Here is a 17,811-nt window from a genome sequence, read left to right as displayed (position 1 = left end):
TTTCCAAAAGAAGTGCACTAGAGTTGTGCTTTCTTTTGGGATGGCTGGGCTTTTTGTTTGGAAAAAGTAATCAATTTTTTACGAGGTGATAATCATGCAAAAACAAATGAAGCCAGAAGCGGCCATTCAAAAAATTCAATCGGGACACACACTGATGGTTGGCGGGTTCGGCCTTGTCGGGGCACCGTTAACATTGATTGACGAACTGACACGCCACGATGTCAATGGGTTGACCGTGATCAGTAATAATCTTGGCGAGGCTGGAAAAGGCCTTGGAATTTTATTGCGCCAGGGAAAAATCAAAAAGGCGATTGGCTCTTATTTTACCAGCAATCGTGAGGTCGGCGATTTTTATAATCAAGGCAAGCTTGAAATTCAATTGATGCCGCAGGGAACGATGTCGGAATCGATTCGTGCGGGCGGTGCCGGGATTGGCGGTTATTTTACAAAAACAAGCGCTGGAACGGAGCTGGCAAAAGGGAAAGAAACGCGGGAAATCAATGGCGAACTGTATGTGCTTGAGTCTCCATTAAAAGCCAATGTCGCGCTTGTCAAAGCGGCCAAAGCTGACACTCTGGGAAACTTGGTTTTTTATAAAACGGCGCGAAATTTCAATCCGTTAATGGCAACGGCAGCGGACTTTGTGATTGCCGAGGTCGATGAGATTGTCGAAGCGGGCGAGCTTTCACCGGAAGAAATCGTCACCCCACATTTATTTGTGGACGCGATTGTCGAAAGCCAATTGATTTTAAGCAAAGAAGGAGTTGTTTCCAAATGACCAACAAAGATATTCAAGAGTTGATTGCCAAGCGCGCAGCAGCCGAACTGAAGCCTAACTCCGTTGTCAATCTTGGTATTGGGATTCCAACGCTTGTCGCGAAATATGTCCAGCCGGGTTCGGTCTATTTCCACACAGAAAATGGGATGCTCGGGGTGGAGGAGCTGACGAGCGAGGAGGATCTTGACCCAAGCTTGGTCAATGCTGGAAAGCTTCCTATTTCAGAGGGTATTGGCGCTTCTTATTTTAATAGCGGCGAGTCATTCGCGATGATTCGCGGCGGGCATGTGAATGTCGCCATCCTTGGCGCGCTTCAGGTCGATCAGGAAGGGTACATTGCCAACTGGGCGATTCCTGGAAAAAACATTATGGGCGTCGGCGGCGCAATGGATCTGTTGAGCGGGGCCGGCAAGGTCATTGTTACGACGAATCATACTTCAAAAAATGGAGAGTCGAAAATTGTGGAGAAGTGTTCGTATCCGATTACGTCGCTTCGGAAGATCGATGTCATCATTACCGAGTTAGCGGTATTTAAGATTGAAGACGGAAAGCTCGTGTTGAAGGAATTAATGCCGGGTGTGAGCTTGGATGAAGTCAGAGAAAAGACCGAGGCGTCTTTTGAAATAAGTGAAGAGATTTTAGCATTACGGTAGGGAGATGGAAAGAATGGATAATCGAGTATTTGTGGTCAGCGCCCAGCGGACGGCGGTAGGAAAAATCGGCGGAACATTGAAGGACCTGCAGCCGGATGAGCTGTTAGTGCCGTTATTTGAAGATTTATTGGCGAAAAAATTGATTCCGATTGAGGAAATTGATGAAGTCATCATTGGCCAGGCGAAGCAGAGCCAGGATCAATCCAATATTGCGAGGAAGGCGCTTCTGATGGCGGACCTGCCTGAATCGCTTCCTGGCTACACCGTTCATCGCGCCTGCGGTTCCGGCATGCAGGCGATCCATAATGCGTTTATGGCAATCCGCTCCGGCATCGGCCATGCCTACATTGTCGGCGGGGTGGAAAGTATGAGTGCCGCCCCTTATTACATCCGCAATGGCCGCTATGGCTTCCTGTCAGGCAACGCGGAAATTTTGGACCCGAATAAAGAAAGCCAGCCTGGTTCACAGCCTGAGGATAAATATGGCCGGCTGGTGATGGGAATGACGGCTGAGAATCTTGCTGAAGACTATGCGATTTCCCGCGAGGAACAGGATGTGTTTGCCTATGAGAGCCAGGTAAAAGCGCATGAAGCGATCGAAAGCGGCGCTTTTGAGGATGAAATTGTTCCTGTGAAAATTCGCCAAAAAAAGGGCGAGCCGATTATCTTTTCAGTAGATGAGCACCCACGGAAAACGAGTTTGGAAAAGCTGGCTGCACTGAAGCCAGCCTTTAAAAAGGACGGAACGGTGACGGCGGGGAATGCCTCCGGATTAAATGACGGAGCTTCGATGCTCCTAGTGGTATCCGGGGATATGGTCGAAAAATATAATCTTGAGCCACTAGTCGAAATTACGGCGCTCGGCCTTTCCGGTGTGCAGCCGGACCGGATGGGAATCGGCCCGGTGGAAGCAAGCGAAAGAGCGTTGAAAATGGCTGGAATCAGCAAAGACGACCTGGATTTGGTAGAATTAAATGAAGCGTTTGCAGCCCAGTCGCTAGCGTGTTTAAGAGAATTGAAGCTGCCAATGGAAAAGGTAAATGTCAACGGCGGCGCCATCGCCCTTGGCCACCCAATAGGCAATAGCGGCGCCAGAATCTGCGTATCGCTCATCCACGCCATGAAAAAAAGACAAGCAAAATGGGGCCTCGGCACCCTATGCATCGCCGGCGGCCAAGGAATCGCCACAGTTTTTCGTTCAGTATGAGGCATGGGGACGGTTCTCGTGCATCATTTTTTGAGGCAGAGGGACGGTTCTCGTGCATCACTTTATGGTATTTGGGGACGATCCTTAGAAAAATAAATGTTTGGAGATGGTGACATGTCAACAGAATTTAATGGGCTAGAATTTTTTGAAAAGGTTTACGGCCAGGTTCCAGAATGGGTAGCTAAAATGCATCATTTTGCTCCTAAGGCGCTTGAATATTATACAAAATTAAGGGGCGAAATCTTAGTAGACGGAGTCCTTTCCAAAAAAGAGAAGGAATTAATCTTAGTCGGCATCAATGCGGCCCGCCGCTATGAACGCAGCATGATCTACCACACCAAGGGCGCCATCGACTCAGGAGCAACCCTCGAAGAACTTGCAGACATCCTATCCGTCTGCATCATCTCCAGAGGCATCCCAGCCTGGTTCACCGGCGTAAAAGCCCTCGAATATGCGGTTTCTGACCTTGGAGTGATGCAAGGGGACGGTTCTCCTGCCTCATTTTTGGAAGATGAAGAGGTTAATGCTCTGGATTATTATGAAAAAGAAGCAGGCGGAGAACTTCCTGGCTGGGTGAAGGTTTTACATCAATACAACCCGGCATGTCTAGAAGGATACGCTGACTTAAGAAAAACAGTCCTAAGAGACCATGTTGTCTCTCGTAAATTGAAAGAACTAGTTTTAGTCGGAATTAACGTAGCGGAAATGTATCCAAAAGGAATCGAACTCCATACCCAGGGAGCAAAAAAGTTCGGAGCAACCGACGCCGAAATCGCCGACGTCTCCCTAGTCGCCCTACTGACTGCAGGCATCCCGGCCTGGTTTGAAGGCAGCGATTTTTTAGAGGTTAAATGATGTGTGGGTGATGCGTGGGGACGGTTCTCCTGCCTCATGCAATTTGAAATGATGCACAGGGACGGTTCTCCTGCCTCATCCCATTTTTTTAATAAGCTAATAATAAGTAACAGGGGTGTTTTTTCATGAATTTTATAGAAGTTAACGGGGTTCGTCTGCATTACCGTTTCGACGGGGCGGAGGAGCTTCCGGTTGTAGTCCTTTCCAACTCGCTGGGAACGGATCTCACCATGTGGGATCCCCAAATAGAAGAGTTAACGAAATACTTCCGTGTGCTGCGGTATGACACACGCGGCCATGGGGCTTCTGATGTTCCTGCTGGTCCCTATTCGATTGATCAGCTTGGCCAGGATGTTGTGGGCCTGTTAGACAGTTTGGGGATTGAACGTGCCCACTTCGCCGGCGTTTCGATGGGCGGCATGACCGGAATGTGGCTGGCGCTGAATGCTCCCGAGCGTCTTGGGAAACTGGCGCTTTGCAATACGGCTGCCTTTATCGGGCCGCGTGAAATTTGGGATACGAGAATTTCTGCTGTGCAAAACAGCGGGATGGAGCCAATCGCTGAGGGTGTCATAGCGCGTTGGTTTACAGAATCCTACGTGCAGCAAGGGCCGGAGGAAGTGAAGCAGGTTAAAAAGGTGTTTTTGGAAACGTCTGCCGAGGGCTATGCTGCGGCCTGTGCGGCTGTTCGCGACATGGACGAGCGAGAAACGGTGAAAAGTATTACCGTGCCGACATTGGTCATCTCGAGCAAAGATGACTTGGCCACACCTCCTCGCGACGGCCAATACTTAACCGACCAAATTAATGGTACACGTTATGTTGAACTAGAAGGATCCCACCTTTCTAATATCGAAACCTCAAAAGAGTTTACAAAGGCATTGGTAGATTTTCTACGGGGGATTGCTTAAATCCTTATAGGAAAAAAAGACCTTTAAAATCGTATTACAGCCTAAAGGCCCAACCAGCAATCGTCCGCTGGTTGGGCCTTTTTGTGCGAAAAAAACGGAATGATGCACGAGAACTGTCCCTCTGTTTCATGCGAATACCAATAATGAGGCACGAGAACCGTCCCCATGCATCACTTACCCAATTTAAAAAAGATTGACTATGATGATTTATTCTATTAATATATCCATATACTTAACTGCGTAAAAGCATAAAAGCGTTGAACTATTAAAGCGACTGATATTATCTTTGAAATCAGAGCCTGATAGGGAACTAGGGGCCTGCTTCGGCCGTTATCTAAACAAGCGAGCAGAAGGTTAATCTGCTAACTAGGGCGGTACCGTGGAGCTTCCTTCCCTTTTAGGGATGGGGGCTTTTTTTATTCTATTAAATTATCTAAGGAGAAGGTGTACATGAAAAAGGAACTGTCTTTAGGGAAGTCGCTCATTCCTATTATTGCTTTGATAGGAGCTGCGGCGCTTTCCATTTTCATTTGGAAAGCGGGGATGCATATTCCGTTAATGATTGGAGTGATCGCAGCAGCAATTGTTTCCATTATGGCCGGGTGGAGCTGGGATGATGTCCAAAAGATGATGGTAAATGGTGTTTCAAGAGCGTTGCCTGCCGTATTTATTTTGCTTATTATCGGTATTATTGTCGGCACATGGATTGCGAGCGGCGTCATTCCGACTATGATTTACTATGGATTGTCCATTATTAAACCTGCTATGTTTGTACCGATTGTGGCACTGGTTACCGGAATTATCTCTATCACACTAGGAAGCTCTTTTACTTCTATTGCAACAATTGGCCTTGCTTTCATGGCGATCGGAGAAGGTCTTGGTTTCTCTCCAGGGCTTGTAGCAGGAGCAGTGATTTCAGGTGCCTATTTTGGTGATAAATTATCCCCCCTGTCTGATACAACCAACATTGCACCGGCAATGGCTGAAACCGACTTGTTTAGTCATGTCAAGCACATGCTCTGGGATACGATTCCAGCCTTTCTACTTTCCATTCTATTGTATTGGGTAGTGGGCCAGTCAGCAGGAATCAATGGCGGGGTAGATACAAAGGTCATTGGTGCAATGAAAACAGGTTTGGATGATGTTTTTGTCATACACCCCTTACTATTATTGATGCCAGTATTAACCATTATTTTAATGGTTAAAAAAACACCTGCCATTCCGGCATTAATGGGTGTAGGTATTTTAGGCGGTGTGCTCGCCATCTTCGTTCAGGGGTCTTCCGTAACTACTGTCATTCAAGTCATGACAAGTGGATTCCATGTAGAGTCTGGAATAAAAGCATTAGATTCCTTGTTAAATCGAGGAGGACTTATGTCGATGCTGGGGACAATTGGCTTGTTGATTTTAGCAACCGCACTTGGGGGAATTTTAGAAGAGACTGGGTCGTTCGAGGTATTAACTAAAAAGATGATGTCAAAAGTTCATTCTACTGGAACCTTAATCAGCACCACCATTCTTTCTACCTTTATAGTCGCATTTGCCAGTGGGGCACAATTTTTAGCTATCATTTTACCAGCAAGAACATTTGTCAAAAACTATAAAAAGATGGGGATTGATACGAAGAACCTTTCTCGCTGTGTAGAAGCTGCAGGAACTGTTGGAATCAACCTTGTTCCGTGGGGGGTACCTGCTGTATTTGCTGCGGGAATACTCGGTGTTAGTCCAGGTGAATTTATTCCGTTTGCGTTCTTTGCCTTCCTAGTCCCACTCATGAATATTTTATTCGGATTTACCGGTTGGACGATTACAAAGAAAAACTATGAAGGCGAAACAAATCACAAAAGGAGTGTTTCACTATGAGTGAGGTCATCTTAAGCGTAATAGGAACTGCTCAAGATGCTGGGCTGCCCCATCCAAATTGTTTTTGTAAAAATTGTTCAGAGGCAATCAGAAACCCGCAGTTTAGACGCCTTGCCGCATCGTTGGCGATTGTCGAAGCCAATGAGCAGACATGGCATTTGATTGATGCATCACCTGATCTGAAGGAGCAAATGGCTAGGCTGCAAATGAAATACGATCTGCAAACCAAGCTAATGGATCATATTTTTTTAACTCATGCCCATTTGGGACATTACCCAGGTCTATTATTTTTAGGACGAGAAGCCATTGGCGCAAAGGGAATCCCGGTAATGGCTGGGTCAAAAATGAAGTATTTATTAGAAGAACAGGCTCCATGGAGCCAATTAACGAAGCTTGGCAATATAAGTGTCCAAGAACTCCAGGATAGCCAGGATATTCAGGTTTCTCCTTGTGTTACGGTAACACCTGTTGAAGTGCCGCATCGCAATGAATTTTCGGAGACATTTGCTTTTTGGATTAAGGGACCAAATAAGAAAGTCCTCTATGTCCCAGATATCGATCGCTGGCACGAGTGGGACCATGACATTCGCTCCGTTTGCGAGGAAGCAGACATATGTTTACTCGATGGGACCTTTCATTCCGAAAAGGATCTTGAAAATATTGGGCGGGATTATCGCGAAATCCCTCATCCGCTCATGACAGAAACAATGGACCTGCTGCAAGATTTAACAAAAACGACTGAGATTTATTTCACCCATTTAAATCATTCAAATCCGGCAATCGATTCGGAGCAGGAGATTCGGAGCCAAATTGAGGCGAATGGCTTTCATATTGCAGAAGAGGGGATGGAGTTTAGGTTATAATCCCGCTAAATAATTTGGTTCGGTCATAAAAATTAATGAAAGCCAATTCATATGCGAATGGCTTTCATTTTTGCATTTTATACTAATGTTTCTGTTACTTTAAATCGTATTTTTTACACTTTAAAATAAAAACCGTCCGATACTAATGATACTGCTGAGAATTCCCAGCCCGCCTAATGCTCCTTTTCCAACCTTAAGTAAACCTCCGAACATCCCCGGTTGACCTTGACCCGCGTTATTCCACCAGCCCATCGGAACTCTCGGATTACCCCAGCCTGCTGGATAGCCATAATTTCCCCAGCCTGGCGGACGTCCAGGACCTCCCCAACCCATCATTTGCCCTTGAGTGTTCAAACCCGTTTGATTCATCGGAGCCCAACTGGCTGGCTGACCCTGGGTACTCAAACCCGTTTGATTCATGGGGGCCCAACTGGCTGGCTGTCCTTGAGCACCTAAACCTGTTTGATTTATTTTCGCCGCCCAATTAACCGGATGCCCAGGATCATTATTAACCGGACCCCACCAACCTACTGGATTAACTGGACCACTCCAGCCTGCTGGAATTCCAAGACCATTTAATTGGTTAACTTTAGGCATTTGTTCTTGCAGGTGTAATGGTGATACCGAAATTTGGTTATTATATGACTGCCTTTGTCCACTTAATTTCGTATATTTATAATGGTACATCTGCATAACCCCCCCATCTTAAAAACATAATGTTAAGGTTAGGTTATGTAATTTGACTTTTTGTGACTGGTTAAATAACCAAGTGTATAAGCCAAAATAAAAAAGTGCGCCGGGAGGGCTTGCCTAAATTTTTATAGAAAAAAAGAGCTTAAAACGCCGTATAACAATCTAAGTCCCAACCAGCAATCGTCCGCTTGTTGGGCTTTTTTCCGTGATAACGCCAATGAGGCAAAAGAACCGTCCCCGTGCCTCACCCAAAGTTAAAAACAGCTTGGTTTCTGACGATTTCTGTGATGTAGTTCATGGTCATTTGCATGGCTTCTTCTGGTGTGTATTGCCTGCGGTTGTTTAGGATGTTGGTGAACATGCCTTGCCAGATGAGGATGGTGATTTCGTTGATGGCATCGATATTTTCCTCTTTGATATAGCCTTCCTTTAGGGCTAATTCCAAGTATGATCTTCCTCGTTTGGACATGTTCCGTTCGAATAGAATCGGTTTTAGCTCCTCCGGGATGGAGATCAGTTCCTCCGGATAAATCTGATAATAACGTTCAAGCAGATTTTCCGGCTGTTCTCCTAGGTCCATGATAAAGACAGCATGAAAAATCTGCGGGTTTTGGAACGAGTGCTTGCAGAAGCATTCCCAGGCCAACAAGTATTTCTCTACGGGATTATTCCCTTTATCCATATATGTGGACACTTCATCTGTATAGGGCTTTAGAAACTTCATCGCCGCGAAAAAAATTAAATGTGAGATCTCGGAAAAATAATTATAGATGGTGGCACTATTGTAGCCTGCTTTATCGGCCACCTTCCGAATGGTGATCTTATTAATGCCCTCTTCCTCAATAATTTCCGCCGTCGCTTCCACAAAATATTGCCACATACGGCTCATTTGAATTTTCTTCTTCATTACAGCCAATTCTCCTCATCTATCGCCTTTTTTGAGTATATCAAATTTTTAGAATTTTCATTGAAAAATTTCAGATGGAATAATATAATCTTAATTATAAAGTAATCATGATTATATTTTAACCAATTTTACCACGATTGGGGGGTTTTTAGAAACTATTTTACTAGAAATGAAATTTACAAAGGAGTGGAAGAATGGGGAAGGTAAAAATTGATCCGATTGTATTTTGGTCTTCATTAATTGTTATTGTTGCTGCAACCTTACTACTGGTCTTCAATCGTGAAACGGCGGAACCGTTATTAAACAACATGATGACAGACATTACGTTTAAGCTGGATTGGGCGTTTCAGTTTCTGACCGCAGGATTATTTATCTTGCTAGTTTGGCTGATTTTTGGACGCTATGGAAAAATCAAACTCGGCGAAGGAAAGCCTGAATTCTCCAACTTTAGCTGGGGCGCGATGCTGTTTTGCGCTGGGATGGGTACGAGTATTATGTTCTGGTCGATCATGGAACCGATCTATTATTATACCGGCCCGCCATTCGGCATCAAGGCAAAAAGCCCTGAAGCGGCGGAGTGGGCTGTCACCTACGGTTTATTCCATTGGGGGATTTCAGCATGGTCGTTGTATGCGCTTCCAACTGTAACCATTGCTTACTCATTCTTTGTGAAAAAGCAATCCTCTTTAAAAATCAGTACCGCCTGCCGCGGTGTACTTGGGAAGCACGCTGACGGCTTGGTTGGAAAAATTATCGATATCCTGGTGATTTGGAGTCTGGTTGGCGGACTTGGCACTTCCTTAGGGCTTGGTGTTCCGATGATTTCTGCAGTCATTGGCGAAATTTTAGGAATGGAACAATCACTTGGATTGAGTATCATCATTATTCTTATTTGGACCGTCATTTATTGTTCCAGCGCCTATCTCGGACTTTATAAGGGCATCCGCAAATTAAGCGACATCAACGTGTATATGGCCTTGGCGCTTGCCTTATTTGTGCTGCTGGTTGGACCTACCTTATTTATTCTATCTTATTTTACAAACAGCTTCGGCCTGATGCTGCAAAATATCGTACGTATGAGCTTTTATACAGACCCAATTAATCGGGGAGGCTTCCCGCAGGGCTGGACAGTCTTTTATTGGGCCTGGTTTGCGGCGACATCGCCATTTATGGGCTTATTCGTGGCCCGAATTTCAAAAGGAAGAACGATCAAGGAATTAATCAGCGCTGTTCTGTTATGGGGCTCGTTAGGAAGCTGGCTGTACTTTGCGGTGTTTGGCGGTTATGCGATGCACCTTCAGCTGAATGATATTGTCCCAATCACGGAAATTCTCGACAAACAGGGAGGCCCTGCCGCGATTGTCGCTGTCTTGAAGTCTCTGCCGCTCAGCACTATTGTCTTGATTTTCTTCGTGGTTCTCGGCTTTATTTTCCTAGCGACTTCATTGGATTCAGCCACTTATATTCTTTCTGCTATTGCCACTAAAGAACTAGTGGGTGAGCAGGAGCCGGCGCGCTGGCACCGTCTGTTATGGGGAGGCATTCTGGCCATTATGGCGGTAGCCTTGTTAATGATTGGCGGGCTGAAGGTCATTCAAACTTCCTCCGTCATTGTGTCCGTTCCGGTTATCATCATTTATCTCTTGCTGACAGTGTCCTTACTCCGGTGGTTAAAGCAAGATTACGGCAGCCCATCTTCAAAAGACCTTGATTTAGAGGAAAAGGCGGGCTAAGTCCTTAAAGAAATGATTGCTAACGCGCAGTGTGCCGCCCTGGCTACTGCGCTTATCCTTATCAGGCGTTTTTTTGAAAAATTTATGGAAAAGGTTTTGGAGGTTTTTTCATGGTTTTTAATGTACGTGATTCGAATCTTTCTATTAAAAAAGAATTCCCGCGGAAGGTCCATATAATCGAGCATGTTTGGATTCCGATGTCGGACGGCACGCGCCTTTCTGCAAAAATCTGGCTCCCAGAGGATGCCGAGCAGCAGCCGGTTCCGGCAATTTTAGAATATATCCCATACCGGAAAAATGATTTTACGGCACTGCGGGATTCGATCCGCCATCCTTATTTCGCCGGGCACGGATATGCGAGCATTCGCGTCGATATGCGGGGGGCTGGCGATTCGGAAGGGATTCTTTATGATGAATACCTGCCACAGGAGCAGGAGGATGCCCTTGATGTATTAAACTGGATTGCGGAGCAGCCATGGAGTACCGGAGCGGCAGGCATGATTGGTAAGTCATGGGGTGGCTTTAATGGCCTTCAGGTGGCTGCAAGGCGTCACCCTGCTTTAAAAGCGATTATTACCCTTTGCTCTACGGACGACCGCTACGCCGATGATGTCCATTATATGGGGGGCTGCGTGCTGGCGTCTGATATGCTTTGGTGGGCTTCGACGATGCTTGTTTATAATGGCCGTCCAGCAGATCCGGAAGTGGTCGGGGAAACGTGGCGATCGAGCTGGCTGGAGCGCCTTGAAAAAACGCCGCCATTTGTCGAGGAGTGGATGAAGCATCAGCGCCGTGATGCCTATTGGAAGCATGGTTCTGTCTGTGAAAATTATGCGGATATCGATATTCCGGTCTTTGCTGTTGGCGGCTGGGCAGACGGTTATACGAATGCCATCCTGAGGCTGCTAGAGGGACTGCCGGGACCACGGAAAGGATTAATCGGCCCGTGGGCGCATGAGTATCCGGAGGTAGCAGTTCCCGGTCCGGCGATTGGCTTTTTACAGGAAGCCTTGCGCTGGTGGGATTATTGGTTAAAGGGAATCGACACCGGCATTATGGAGGAGCCGATGCTGAGGGCATGGATGCAAGAAAGTGTACCGCCGCAAGTAGATTACGAGGAACGTTCTGGCCGGTGGGTGGCCGAAACAGCCTGGCCGTCGCCGGCGATCGAACCAATGGGTTTTTGGCTGGATGAAAAAAGAATGTCAGAACTGGTGCCGGGTGAAAAACAGGAAATCCTCGTTTCCAGTGTCCAGCAGCATGGACTTTATTCCGGTGTTTGGTGCCCATTTGGCCAGCCGGGCGACCTTGCATCTGACCAGCGGCTCGAAGATGGGCTTTCGGTTTGTTTCACTTCAGAACCCTTGATGGAACCGGTGGAAATCCTCGGTTTTCCGGAGGTGACAGTGGAATTGTCGTCTGACCGGCCGAACGCTTTGCTTGCCGTCCGGCTTTGCGATATCGCGCCAGACGGGGCCTCAACCTTGGTCAGCTGGGGCATGTTGAATTTAACTCATCGGGACAGCCATGAGTTCCCAACTCCGCTTGTTCCAGGTGAGCGTTATACCGTAACCGTCAAGCTCAATGCGATTGGGCATGTGCTGCCTGAAGGACACCGCTGGTCGGTCGCGTTGTCGCCAACCTATTGGCCGCATGCCTGGCCATCGCCGGAACCGGTGACCTTGAAAGTTTTTACCGGTGAAAAAACGCGTGTGACCTTGCCGGTACGGCCGCCGCAGCCGCTGGATCAGGAACTGCCTGAATTTGGTCCTCCGGAAACGGCCGCTGTCGCTGAACGGGAAATCCTTAGGGCCGAGAACCGCACCCGGAAAGTCCACCATGATTTAATTAACGGAGTATGGGTGCTCGATGACTTTTCAGACGAAGGAGCCCGCCGCCTGCCTAGTAATGGTCTCGAATATGGCAGTATTAATCGGAATGTTTACACCATTAAAGAGGGCGACCCGCTGTCGGCCGAGGTTAGCTGCGAATGGACGCTGACGGTGGGCCGCGGAAGCTGGCAGACACGTCTTGAGAGTGTGAGTACCATGAAAGCAGATGTCTCTAAGTTTTATCTCACCAATGAATTGACAGCTTTTGAGGGTGAGGAGCAAGTTTTTTCGAAAAAATGGAATAAGGAAATTCCGCGCGATCTTGTGTGAAATGAAATAAATGATCCCCTGGTGAAGACCTAGTCTGCCAGGGGGTTTTTTGAGGGAAAAAGTAGATTTGGGGGGAGTTTTAATGAAGATAAATAAAAGGATTCAAATTTTTCGAGAGTTTATGGAGCAGAAGGGCGTCAGACTTAGTCTGATTTGGGACCCCGACAATCAATATTATTTAAGCGGTTTTCGAGCGATTATCTATTCTCGTCCCATTGTGACACTCATCCATGCGGATAAAACTGAACTTATTGTTCCAGGGCTGGAAGAGCTTCATGCTTTAGAAAAGGCGAAAGTTGACAAACTCTATGTTTATTATGAGCAGATTGATATGGCTCACAAGGAGATTTCCTATTTAGATCATTTAACTAGATTGATAAAAAAATATCCTGCCGGAACAAAGCTTGGCGTTGAATTGGGGCTGCTGCCTGCGAGCGTCTATTTATTTTTACAAGAGCAGGGCTTTGAGCTTGTCGACGTTGGTCAAAAAATTATTAACATGAGGGCGATTAAAGATGAACAAGAGATAGAGCTGCTGAAAGTTGCCGGCCAGCTGTCCGACTATGCGATCGGCGAATCGCTCAAACATGCACGGGCCGGAATTAGTGAATTGGAATTCGATTCGTATGGTGACAAGTTTTTATTGGAAATTGCCTCAAAGGACTATCCGGAGGAGTTGATTGGCTACGCGAATTGGACCTGTTCCGGAATCAAGCGGAGCGCCATGCCGCACCTTTACTCCAGCACGCGGAAATTTGCTGATGGCGATGTTGTCGTTCACAGCCGTCAGGTGTGGTTTAACGGATACCGAGCCGAAAACGAGCGGACGTTTTTTGTCGGAAAGCCATCTGAAAAACAAAAGGACTTATTGAAATTGGCGATCGAGGCGCAGCGGGTCGGCATGGAAATGATTCAGCCGGGAATTACGGCAAAAGAGGTCGATATTGCGTCGTATCAGGTTTTTAAAAAGGCTGGTTACGGAGAATATGTGAATCATCGAATCGGACATGGGTTAGGATTATCGGAACACGAGGAACCGTACTTGCGGTTTGATAATGACTTGGTGCTCGAGGAGGGCATGGTTTACACTATTGAGCCAGGCGTGTATGTGCCGGGCCTTGGGGGCTTTAGGCATTCCGATACGATTATTTTGACCAAGACAGGAAGTTTTTCGATTACCCAATACCCTCGTGAACTAGAATACATGCTTTTTGATTAACAGCTGAGGTGGACGTCATGTCGTCAATTATTCTTACCATCATTGTGATTAACGTTTTATATGTTTCTTTATTTACTTTGAGAGTGATGATTGTCATTAAAGGATACCGGGTTCTAGCCTCAGTGCTGTCGATGGGTGAGGTGTTTGTCTATTTGATGGGACTGACAATTGTCCTTGATAATCTTGATAAACCCATGAACATCGCAGCCTACTGCTTTGGCTGGGGACTAGGTGTGTTTGTCGGCAGTAAAATTGAAGGGTATTTGGCTCTAGGTTACGTCGTGATGGAGGTCATCGTGGAGCCGGTGGACTGTATCCTGCCTGACAAACTCAGGGAACAGGGCTATGGAGTCACTTCTTGGGGGGCCGATGGAAAGGAAGGCAAGCGGCTGGTCATGAAAATCCTGGCCAAACGAAACCGCGAACAAAAACTCAAAAACCTCATCCTATCCCTATCACCAAAAGCCTTCATCATCTCCTACGACCCCACCCACTTTAATGGAGGGTTCTTGCTAAAGAGGCTTGGGTGAAGCATGGGGACGGTTCTCATGCCTCATTTAGAGCAAAAGAACCGTCCCCGTGCTCTATTTCGACGTATTTTCTGATAGGATGGATGATATTTTGATGTAGACTAGTAGGTCTTCTTCGGAAAATTGGTGTAGTTTGTTTAGTATTTTGGTATATTCCGCTTTATCTAATTGGTAATGGAAATCGTAAACCATCTTCCCTTTTTCTGTTAGTTCTAGGATGTATTCTCGTTTATCGATTGGGTTTTTGGATTTTAATACTAGGCCTTTTTTGATTAGTTTATTAACCATTTGAGAGATGGCGCCTTTTGTTTTTTTTGTAAGATTGGCAAGCTCTGAAGCAGTCGTTTGGGTTTTGTTTCCGATTAAATTGATTGTATGTGCTTCGACCATATAAAGCTCATCTTCGGTACCGTACTTTCTAGGTATACTTTCGTAGGAGCTAATTTGTCTGGAAAGGTCATAGACAGATTCCATTAATTCATAAATAATCTCTTCCTTTTTCATTACTGCTCCTTTTTAAAAATTTAATAGATTCTTATCTTTATTATAGCATAATACTTATTTTTCCAGTCACTTTTATCAGATGGAATAGCCTCCAATATCGATGAGCAGAAAGACCTAACAATTATATTTTGATATAATTGTTTTAATTTTCAGAATTTTTATTGACTAAATATAGTATAGTTGCTAAACTATATTTAGATGGTTTAGCAACTATACTATCGTTAAAAGCACTTTTTTTAAAAATATTTGTAAGCGTTTTAATTCAAAAGAGGGGGAGTTGATTTCAAGTGAAGTACGATTTTGACCAAATCGTCGACCGCAGAAATACGTATTCCTTGAAATGGGACGGCGGCGATTTAATTAAGGAATTGGGAATTACCCAGAGGTATGATCAAGAAACTTTGCCTTTATTTACGGCGGACATGGATTTTCCAGTTCCTCAGCCTTTACTCGATGCCTTGCATCAAACAGTAGAGCATCGGATATTTGGTTACTCCATTTTTCCAAAGGAGTACTTCGAGGCGATTCAGCATTGGTTTAAAAAGAGACATGACTGGGACATCCAAACCGAAGAAATTGTCTATAGTCCAGGAACAGTCCATGCTTTGAATGTGGCGGTACGAGCTTTTACCGAGCCCGGCGATGGGGTGATCATTCAGCGTCCGGTCTATCCGCCGTTTACTGCGGCGATTGAAGGGAACGGACGACAAGTCGTTAATAACGCCCTGATCCGCGAACAGGATGGCTCTTATTCGATTGATTTTGAAGATTTTGAGGCAAAAGCAAAGAATGAAAATACGAAGCTGTTTATCCTCTGCAATCCGCATAATCCGACTGGAGGAATTTTTACACCGGAAGAATTAACAAGATTATCAGATATTTGTGAAAAAAATCAGGTTCTTATCATTGCGGATGAAATTCACGGGGACTTAATTCGCCGGAACCAAACCTTTATCCCAATCGCCAAAGCGGCAGCGAACACGCAGCATATTATTACCTGCACGGCCATCAACAAAACCTTCAACGTGGCCGGGCTCCATTGCACCAATGTCATCATTCCGAATCCTGAACTTAGGAACATCTTCAGCCAAGCCATGGGTTTCCAATTACCATCGCCTTTTACCGTATCAGCGTTGATCGCTGTCTACCATAAAGGAGAGGAATGGCTGGAAGAGTTGAAGGAGTATTTAGATGAAACGATGGAATATGTACAAGCTTTTTTTGCTGAAAAAATGCCACAAGTGAAGGTACACATTCCGGAAGGAACGTATGTGATGTGGATGGACTTCAGCGCTTATGGAATCACGCCAGAAGAGGTTCATGATCGTATTTACAATAAAGCCAATGTCTTATTGGAAGATGGCAGTATGTTTGGTGAAGAGGGACAAGACTTCCAGCGAATTTGCGTATCTTCCCCAAGACCGATTATTAAGGAAGCGTTGGAACGGATCGAAAAGGAATTTTCCGACCTCGCGTCTCCTAATCATAAAGCAGCTACCATCCGATGACGCAGTAACAATCCCAAAAAACATATAAGAGGTGAATGAAATGGCTAGTCAAGAATCGAATTTAAAAAAGGTTTTAGGGCTTGGGGATGTAATGAGTATTAGTATCGGGCAAATAATTGGTGCTGGAGTCATGGCCCTCACCGGAATTGCCATTGGGATGACGGGGAGCGGCGTTTCGTTGGCCTTTGTCATTTCATCCATCTTTACCTTGTTTATGGTTATTCCTATTGCCGCGATGGGTTCAGCTATTCCAACAACAGGAGGATTGTACAGATATACAAGCCGGTTATTGTCCCCAAAGGTCGGGTTCTTTTGGTTAACGTTATTTATTCTTGCGCAGTTAACCCTGGCTATGTATGCGATATCCTTTGCGGAATATGTTCAAGGCCTGGTGCCTAATGCACCGCTAAAACTGATCGCGTTCTTGCTGCTGACTGTGTTTTATATTGCGAATTTAGTAGGCGTACATTTTGCAGCCCTAGTTGAAAAATTAATGGTTCTTGTCTTACTGCTTGCCTTGATTGTTTTTGTGGTATGGGGAATGCCTGAGGTGAACTACGCTGTGTTTAATTCAGGTGAAATGTTCTCAGGCGGCTTTGGTGGATTTTTTATGGCTGTAGGATTGTTATCCTTTGCTACCGGCGGTGCTCAGGTCATTGCGGAACTAGGTGGAGAAATGAAAAATCCCGGGAGAGATATCCCATTGACGATTATTACCACCACATTGGGTGTCGGAATCTTGTATGCGTTTATGGCGACGATTGCTGCAGGGGTGCTGCCGATTGCCGATGTTGCGAACAAGCCTTTAACAGATGTGGCAAAAACGATTTTACCAAAACCGCTGTTTATCTTCTTTATGGTCGGTGGAGCCATGTTTGCCTTAGCAACAACATTAAATGCGACTCTTTCCTGGGTTACTAAAGGGATTATGATTGCCTGTGAAGACGGCTGGCTGCCAAAATCCTTAGGGCAAGTAAATAAAAAGTTTGGAACACCGCACTGGTTACTTACCTTGTTTTATGTGATTGGAGTAATTCCAATTGTAACAGGGCTTTCCTTAGGAATCATATCGGCATTAGGCACTGGCGTATTACTGCTGGCGAATATGATTCCGGTTTTTGCTGCCACCAAATTACCAAAGAAACACCCTGAGCTGTATCAGGCAGCACCATTTAAACTGTCGCCAATGGTTTTAAATACGGTTGTCTATATCGGAATTGCCCTATTATTTTTTCAAGGATATTTACTCATGTCATCTTTGTCTATGCCGATCATTATCGGAACGATTGTCTATCTAGTAGCTGCTGCAGCTTACGTTATGATAGTAGGTAAAAAAATAACCCACGATCCCGGCCACTTCGGCTTCGGCGGGCATGTAAACACAACTGAAAACCCCAAGGAGAATATAGGAGTCTAAAATGATGC

Annotated in this window: 16 protein-coding genes; 13 read left to right on the top strand and 3 right to left on the bottom strand. The window is 45.6% G+C overall.

All coding sequences use genetic code 11. The annotated features are described in order from the left end of the window. The first annotated feature begins 94 nt into the window (after positions 1-94). The 7 genes from ACFPA1_RS23525 (at position 95) to ACFPA1_RS23495 (ending at position 7,130) form a co-directional block, all read left to right on the top strand. Positions 95-778 (top strand): CoA transferase subunit A, encoded by a 684-nt coding sequence (locus ACFPA1_RS23525; protein ID WP_213143895.1) that lies wholly within the window; start codon positions 95-97, stop codon positions 776-778. Next, on the top strand, positions 775-1,431 hold the full coding sequence (locus ACFPA1_RS23520) for a 3-oxoacid CoA-transferase subunit B (RefSeq protein ID WP_378586244.1): 657 nt from the start codon (positions 775-777) through the stop codon (positions 1,429-1,431). The genes ACFPA1_RS23525 and ACFPA1_RS23520 overlap by 4 nt, the downstream gene beginning before the upstream one ends. Positions 1,432-1,444: 13 nt before the next feature. After that, a complete protein-coding gene (locus ACFPA1_RS23515; protein WP_378586241.1) occupies positions 1,445-2,638 on the top strand; it encodes a thiolase family protein in 1,194 nt (397 codons plus the stop codon). Positions 2,639-2,752: 114 nt separating this feature from the next. Next, positions 2,753-3,493 carry a carboxymuconolactone decarboxylase family protein gene (locus ACFPA1_RS23510; protein ID WP_378586239.1) on the top strand — a complete coding sequence of 247 codons (741 nt, stop codon included), beginning with the start codon at positions 2,753-2,755 and terminating at the stop codon, positions 3,491-3,493. 125 nt (positions 3,494-3,618) lie between these two features. After that, positions 3,619-4,404 (top strand): 3-oxoadipate enol-lactonase, encoded by a 786-nt coding sequence (gene pcaD, locus ACFPA1_RS23505; protein ID WP_378586237.1) that lies wholly within the window; start codon positions 3,619-3,621, stop codon positions 4,402-4,404. Between the two features lie 450 nt (positions 4,405-4,854). Further along, positions 4,855-6,267 carry a Na+/H+ antiporter NhaC gene (gene nhaC / locus ACFPA1_RS23500; RefSeq protein ID WP_378586234.1) on the top strand — a complete coding sequence of 471 codons (1,413 nt, stop codon included), beginning with the start codon at positions 4,855-4,857 and terminating at the stop codon, positions 6,265-6,267. Beyond that, complete coding sequence (locus tag ACFPA1_RS23495) at positions 6,264-7,130, top strand: MBL fold metallo-hydrolase (protein WP_378586232.1); 867 nt, start codon at positions 6,264-6,266, stop codon at positions 7,128-7,130. The genes nhaC and ACFPA1_RS23495 overlap by 4 nt, the downstream gene beginning before the upstream one ends. Before the next feature lie 120 nt (positions 7,131-7,250). On the opposite strand, the gene ACFPA1_RS23490 is transcribed toward ACFPA1_RS23495, so the two are convergent. Together ACFPA1_RS23490 and ACFPA1_RS23485 are read right to left on the bottom strand one after the other, a co-directional pair. Continuing rightward, on the bottom strand, positions 7,251-7,817 hold the full coding sequence (locus ACFPA1_RS23490; protein WP_213143902.1) for a hypothetical protein: 567 nt from the start codon (positions 7,815-7,817) through the stop codon (positions 7,251-7,253). Positions 7,818-8,067: 250 nt separating this feature from the next. Beyond that, positions 8,068-8,730, bottom strand: coding sequence for a TetR/AcrR family transcriptional regulator (locus ACFPA1_RS23485; protein ID WP_378586230.1), 663 nt, complete (start codon positions 8,728-8,730; stop codon positions 8,068-8,070). 194 nt (positions 8,731-8,924) lie between these two features. On the opposite strand from ACFPA1_RS23485, the gene ACFPA1_RS23480 reads away from it, so the two are divergent. The 4 genes from ACFPA1_RS23480 (at position 8,925) to ACFPA1_RS23465 (ending at position 14,374) form a co-directional block, all read left to right on the top strand. Then, a complete protein-coding gene (locus ACFPA1_RS23480; RefSeq protein ID WP_378586228.1) occupies positions 8,925-10,463 on the top strand; it encodes a BCCT family transporter in 1,539 nt (512 codons plus the stop codon). Positions 10,464-10,573: 110 nt separating this feature from the next. Then, positions 10,574-12,625, top strand: coding sequence for a CocE/NonD family hydrolase (locus tag ACFPA1_RS23475; RefSeq protein WP_378586226.1), 2,052 nt, complete (start codon positions 10,574-10,576; stop codon positions 12,623-12,625). A gap of 82 nt (positions 12,626-12,707) precedes the next feature. Continuing rightward, a complete protein-coding gene (locus ACFPA1_RS23470) occupies positions 12,708-13,844 on the top strand; it encodes a M24 family metallopeptidase (RefSeq protein ID WP_378586223.1) in 1,137 nt (378 codons plus the stop codon). Between the two features lie 17 nt (positions 13,845-13,861). Further along, complete coding sequence (locus tag ACFPA1_RS23465) at positions 13,862-14,374, top strand: DUF2179 domain-containing protein (RefSeq protein WP_213143906.1); 513 nt, start codon at positions 13,862-13,864, stop codon at positions 14,372-14,374. 54 nt (positions 14,375-14,428) lie between these two features. Here the strand turns inward: ACFPA1_RS23465 and ACFPA1_RS23460 are convergent, their stop codons facing one another. Continuing rightward, positions 14,429-14,878: a MarR family winged helix-turn-helix transcriptional regulator gene (locus ACFPA1_RS23460; protein WP_213143907.1), complete on the bottom strand. Its 450-nt coding sequence runs from the start codon at positions 14,876-14,878 to the stop codon at positions 14,429-14,431. 287 nt (positions 14,879-15,165) lie between these two features. Between ACFPA1_RS23460 and ACFPA1_RS23455 the strand changes: the two genes are divergently transcribed. After that, complete coding sequence (locus tag ACFPA1_RS23455) at positions 15,166-16,386, top strand: MalY/PatB family protein (RefSeq protein ID WP_378586219.1); 1,221 nt, start codon at positions 15,166-15,168, stop codon at positions 16,384-16,386. Positions 16,387-16,426: 40 nt separating this feature from the next. Continuing rightward, positions 16,427-17,803 carry an APC family permease gene (locus ACFPA1_RS23450; RefSeq protein WP_378586217.1) on the top strand — a complete coding sequence of 459 codons (1,377 nt, stop codon included), beginning with the start codon at positions 16,427-16,429 and terminating at the stop codon, positions 17,801-17,803. Positions 17,804-17,811: the final 8 nt, after the last annotated feature.

Source organism: Neobacillus sp. GCM10023253, from assembly GCF_042653105.1.
GTDB lineage: Bacteria > Bacillota > Bacilli > Bacillales > Cytobacillaceae > Neobacillus > Neobacillus citreus.
This window is presented reverse-complemented; position numbering and strand designations above follow the sequence as displayed.

Excerpts from the sequence above, each read along its gene's own strand:
- ACFPA1_RS23525 (WP_213143895.1), top strand. The coding sequence starts at position 95 with ATGCAAAAACAAATGAAGCCAGAAGCGGCCATTCAAAAAATTCAATCG.
- ACFPA1_RS23475 (WP_378586226.1), top strand. The coding sequence starts at position 10,574 with ATGGTTTTTAATGTACGTGATTCGAATCTTTCTATTAAAAAAGAATTC.
- nhaC (WP_378586234.1), top strand. The coding sequence starts at position 4,855 with ATGAAAAAGGAACTGTCTTTAGGGAAGTCGCTCATTCCTATTATTGCT.
- ACFPA1_RS23470 (WP_378586223.1), top strand. The coding sequence starts at position 12,708 with ATGAAGATAAATAAAAGGATTCAAATTTTTCGAGAGTTTATGGAGCAG.
- ACFPA1_RS23490 (WP_213143902.1), bottom strand. The coding sequence starts at position 7,817 with ATGTACCATTATAAATATACGAAATTAAGTGGACAAAGGCAGTCATAT.
- ACFPA1_RS23520 (WP_378586244.1), top strand. The coding sequence starts at position 775 with ATGACCAACAAAGATATTCAAGAGTTGATTGCCAAGCGCGCAGCAGCC.
- ACFPA1_RS23465 (WP_213143906.1), top strand. The coding sequence starts at position 13,862 with ATGTCGTCAATTATTCTTACCATCATTGTGATTAACGTTTTATATGTT.
- ACFPA1_RS23515 (WP_378586241.1), top strand. The coding sequence starts at position 1,445 with ATGGATAATCGAGTATTTGTGGTCAGCGCCCAGCGGACGGCGGTAGGA.
- ACFPA1_RS23480 (WP_378586228.1), top strand. The coding sequence starts at position 8,925 with ATGGGGAAGGTAAAAATTGATCCGATTGTATTTTGGTCTTCATTAATT.
- ACFPA1_RS23510 (WP_378586239.1), top strand. The coding sequence starts at position 2,753 with ATGTCAACAGAATTTAATGGGCTAGAATTTTTTGAAAAGGTTTACGGC.
- ACFPA1_RS23485 (WP_378586230.1), bottom strand. The coding sequence starts at position 8,730 with ATGAAGAAGAAAATTCAAATGAGCCGTATGTGGCAATATTTTGTGGAA.
- ACFPA1_RS23495 (WP_378586232.1), top strand. The coding sequence starts at position 6,264 with ATGAGTGAGGTCATCTTAAGCGTAATAGGAACTGCTCAAGATGCTGGG.
- ACFPA1_RS23450 (WP_378586217.1), top strand. The coding sequence starts at position 16,427 with ATGGCTAGTCAAGAATCGAATTTAAAAAAGGTTTTAGGGCTTGGGGAT.
- pcaD (WP_378586237.1), top strand. The coding sequence starts at position 3,619 with ATGAATTTTATAGAAGTTAACGGGGTTCGTCTGCATTACCGTTTCGAC.
- ACFPA1_RS23460 (WP_213143907.1), bottom strand. The coding sequence starts at position 14,878 with ATGAAAAAGGAAGAGATTATTTATGAATTAATGGAATCTGTCTATGAC.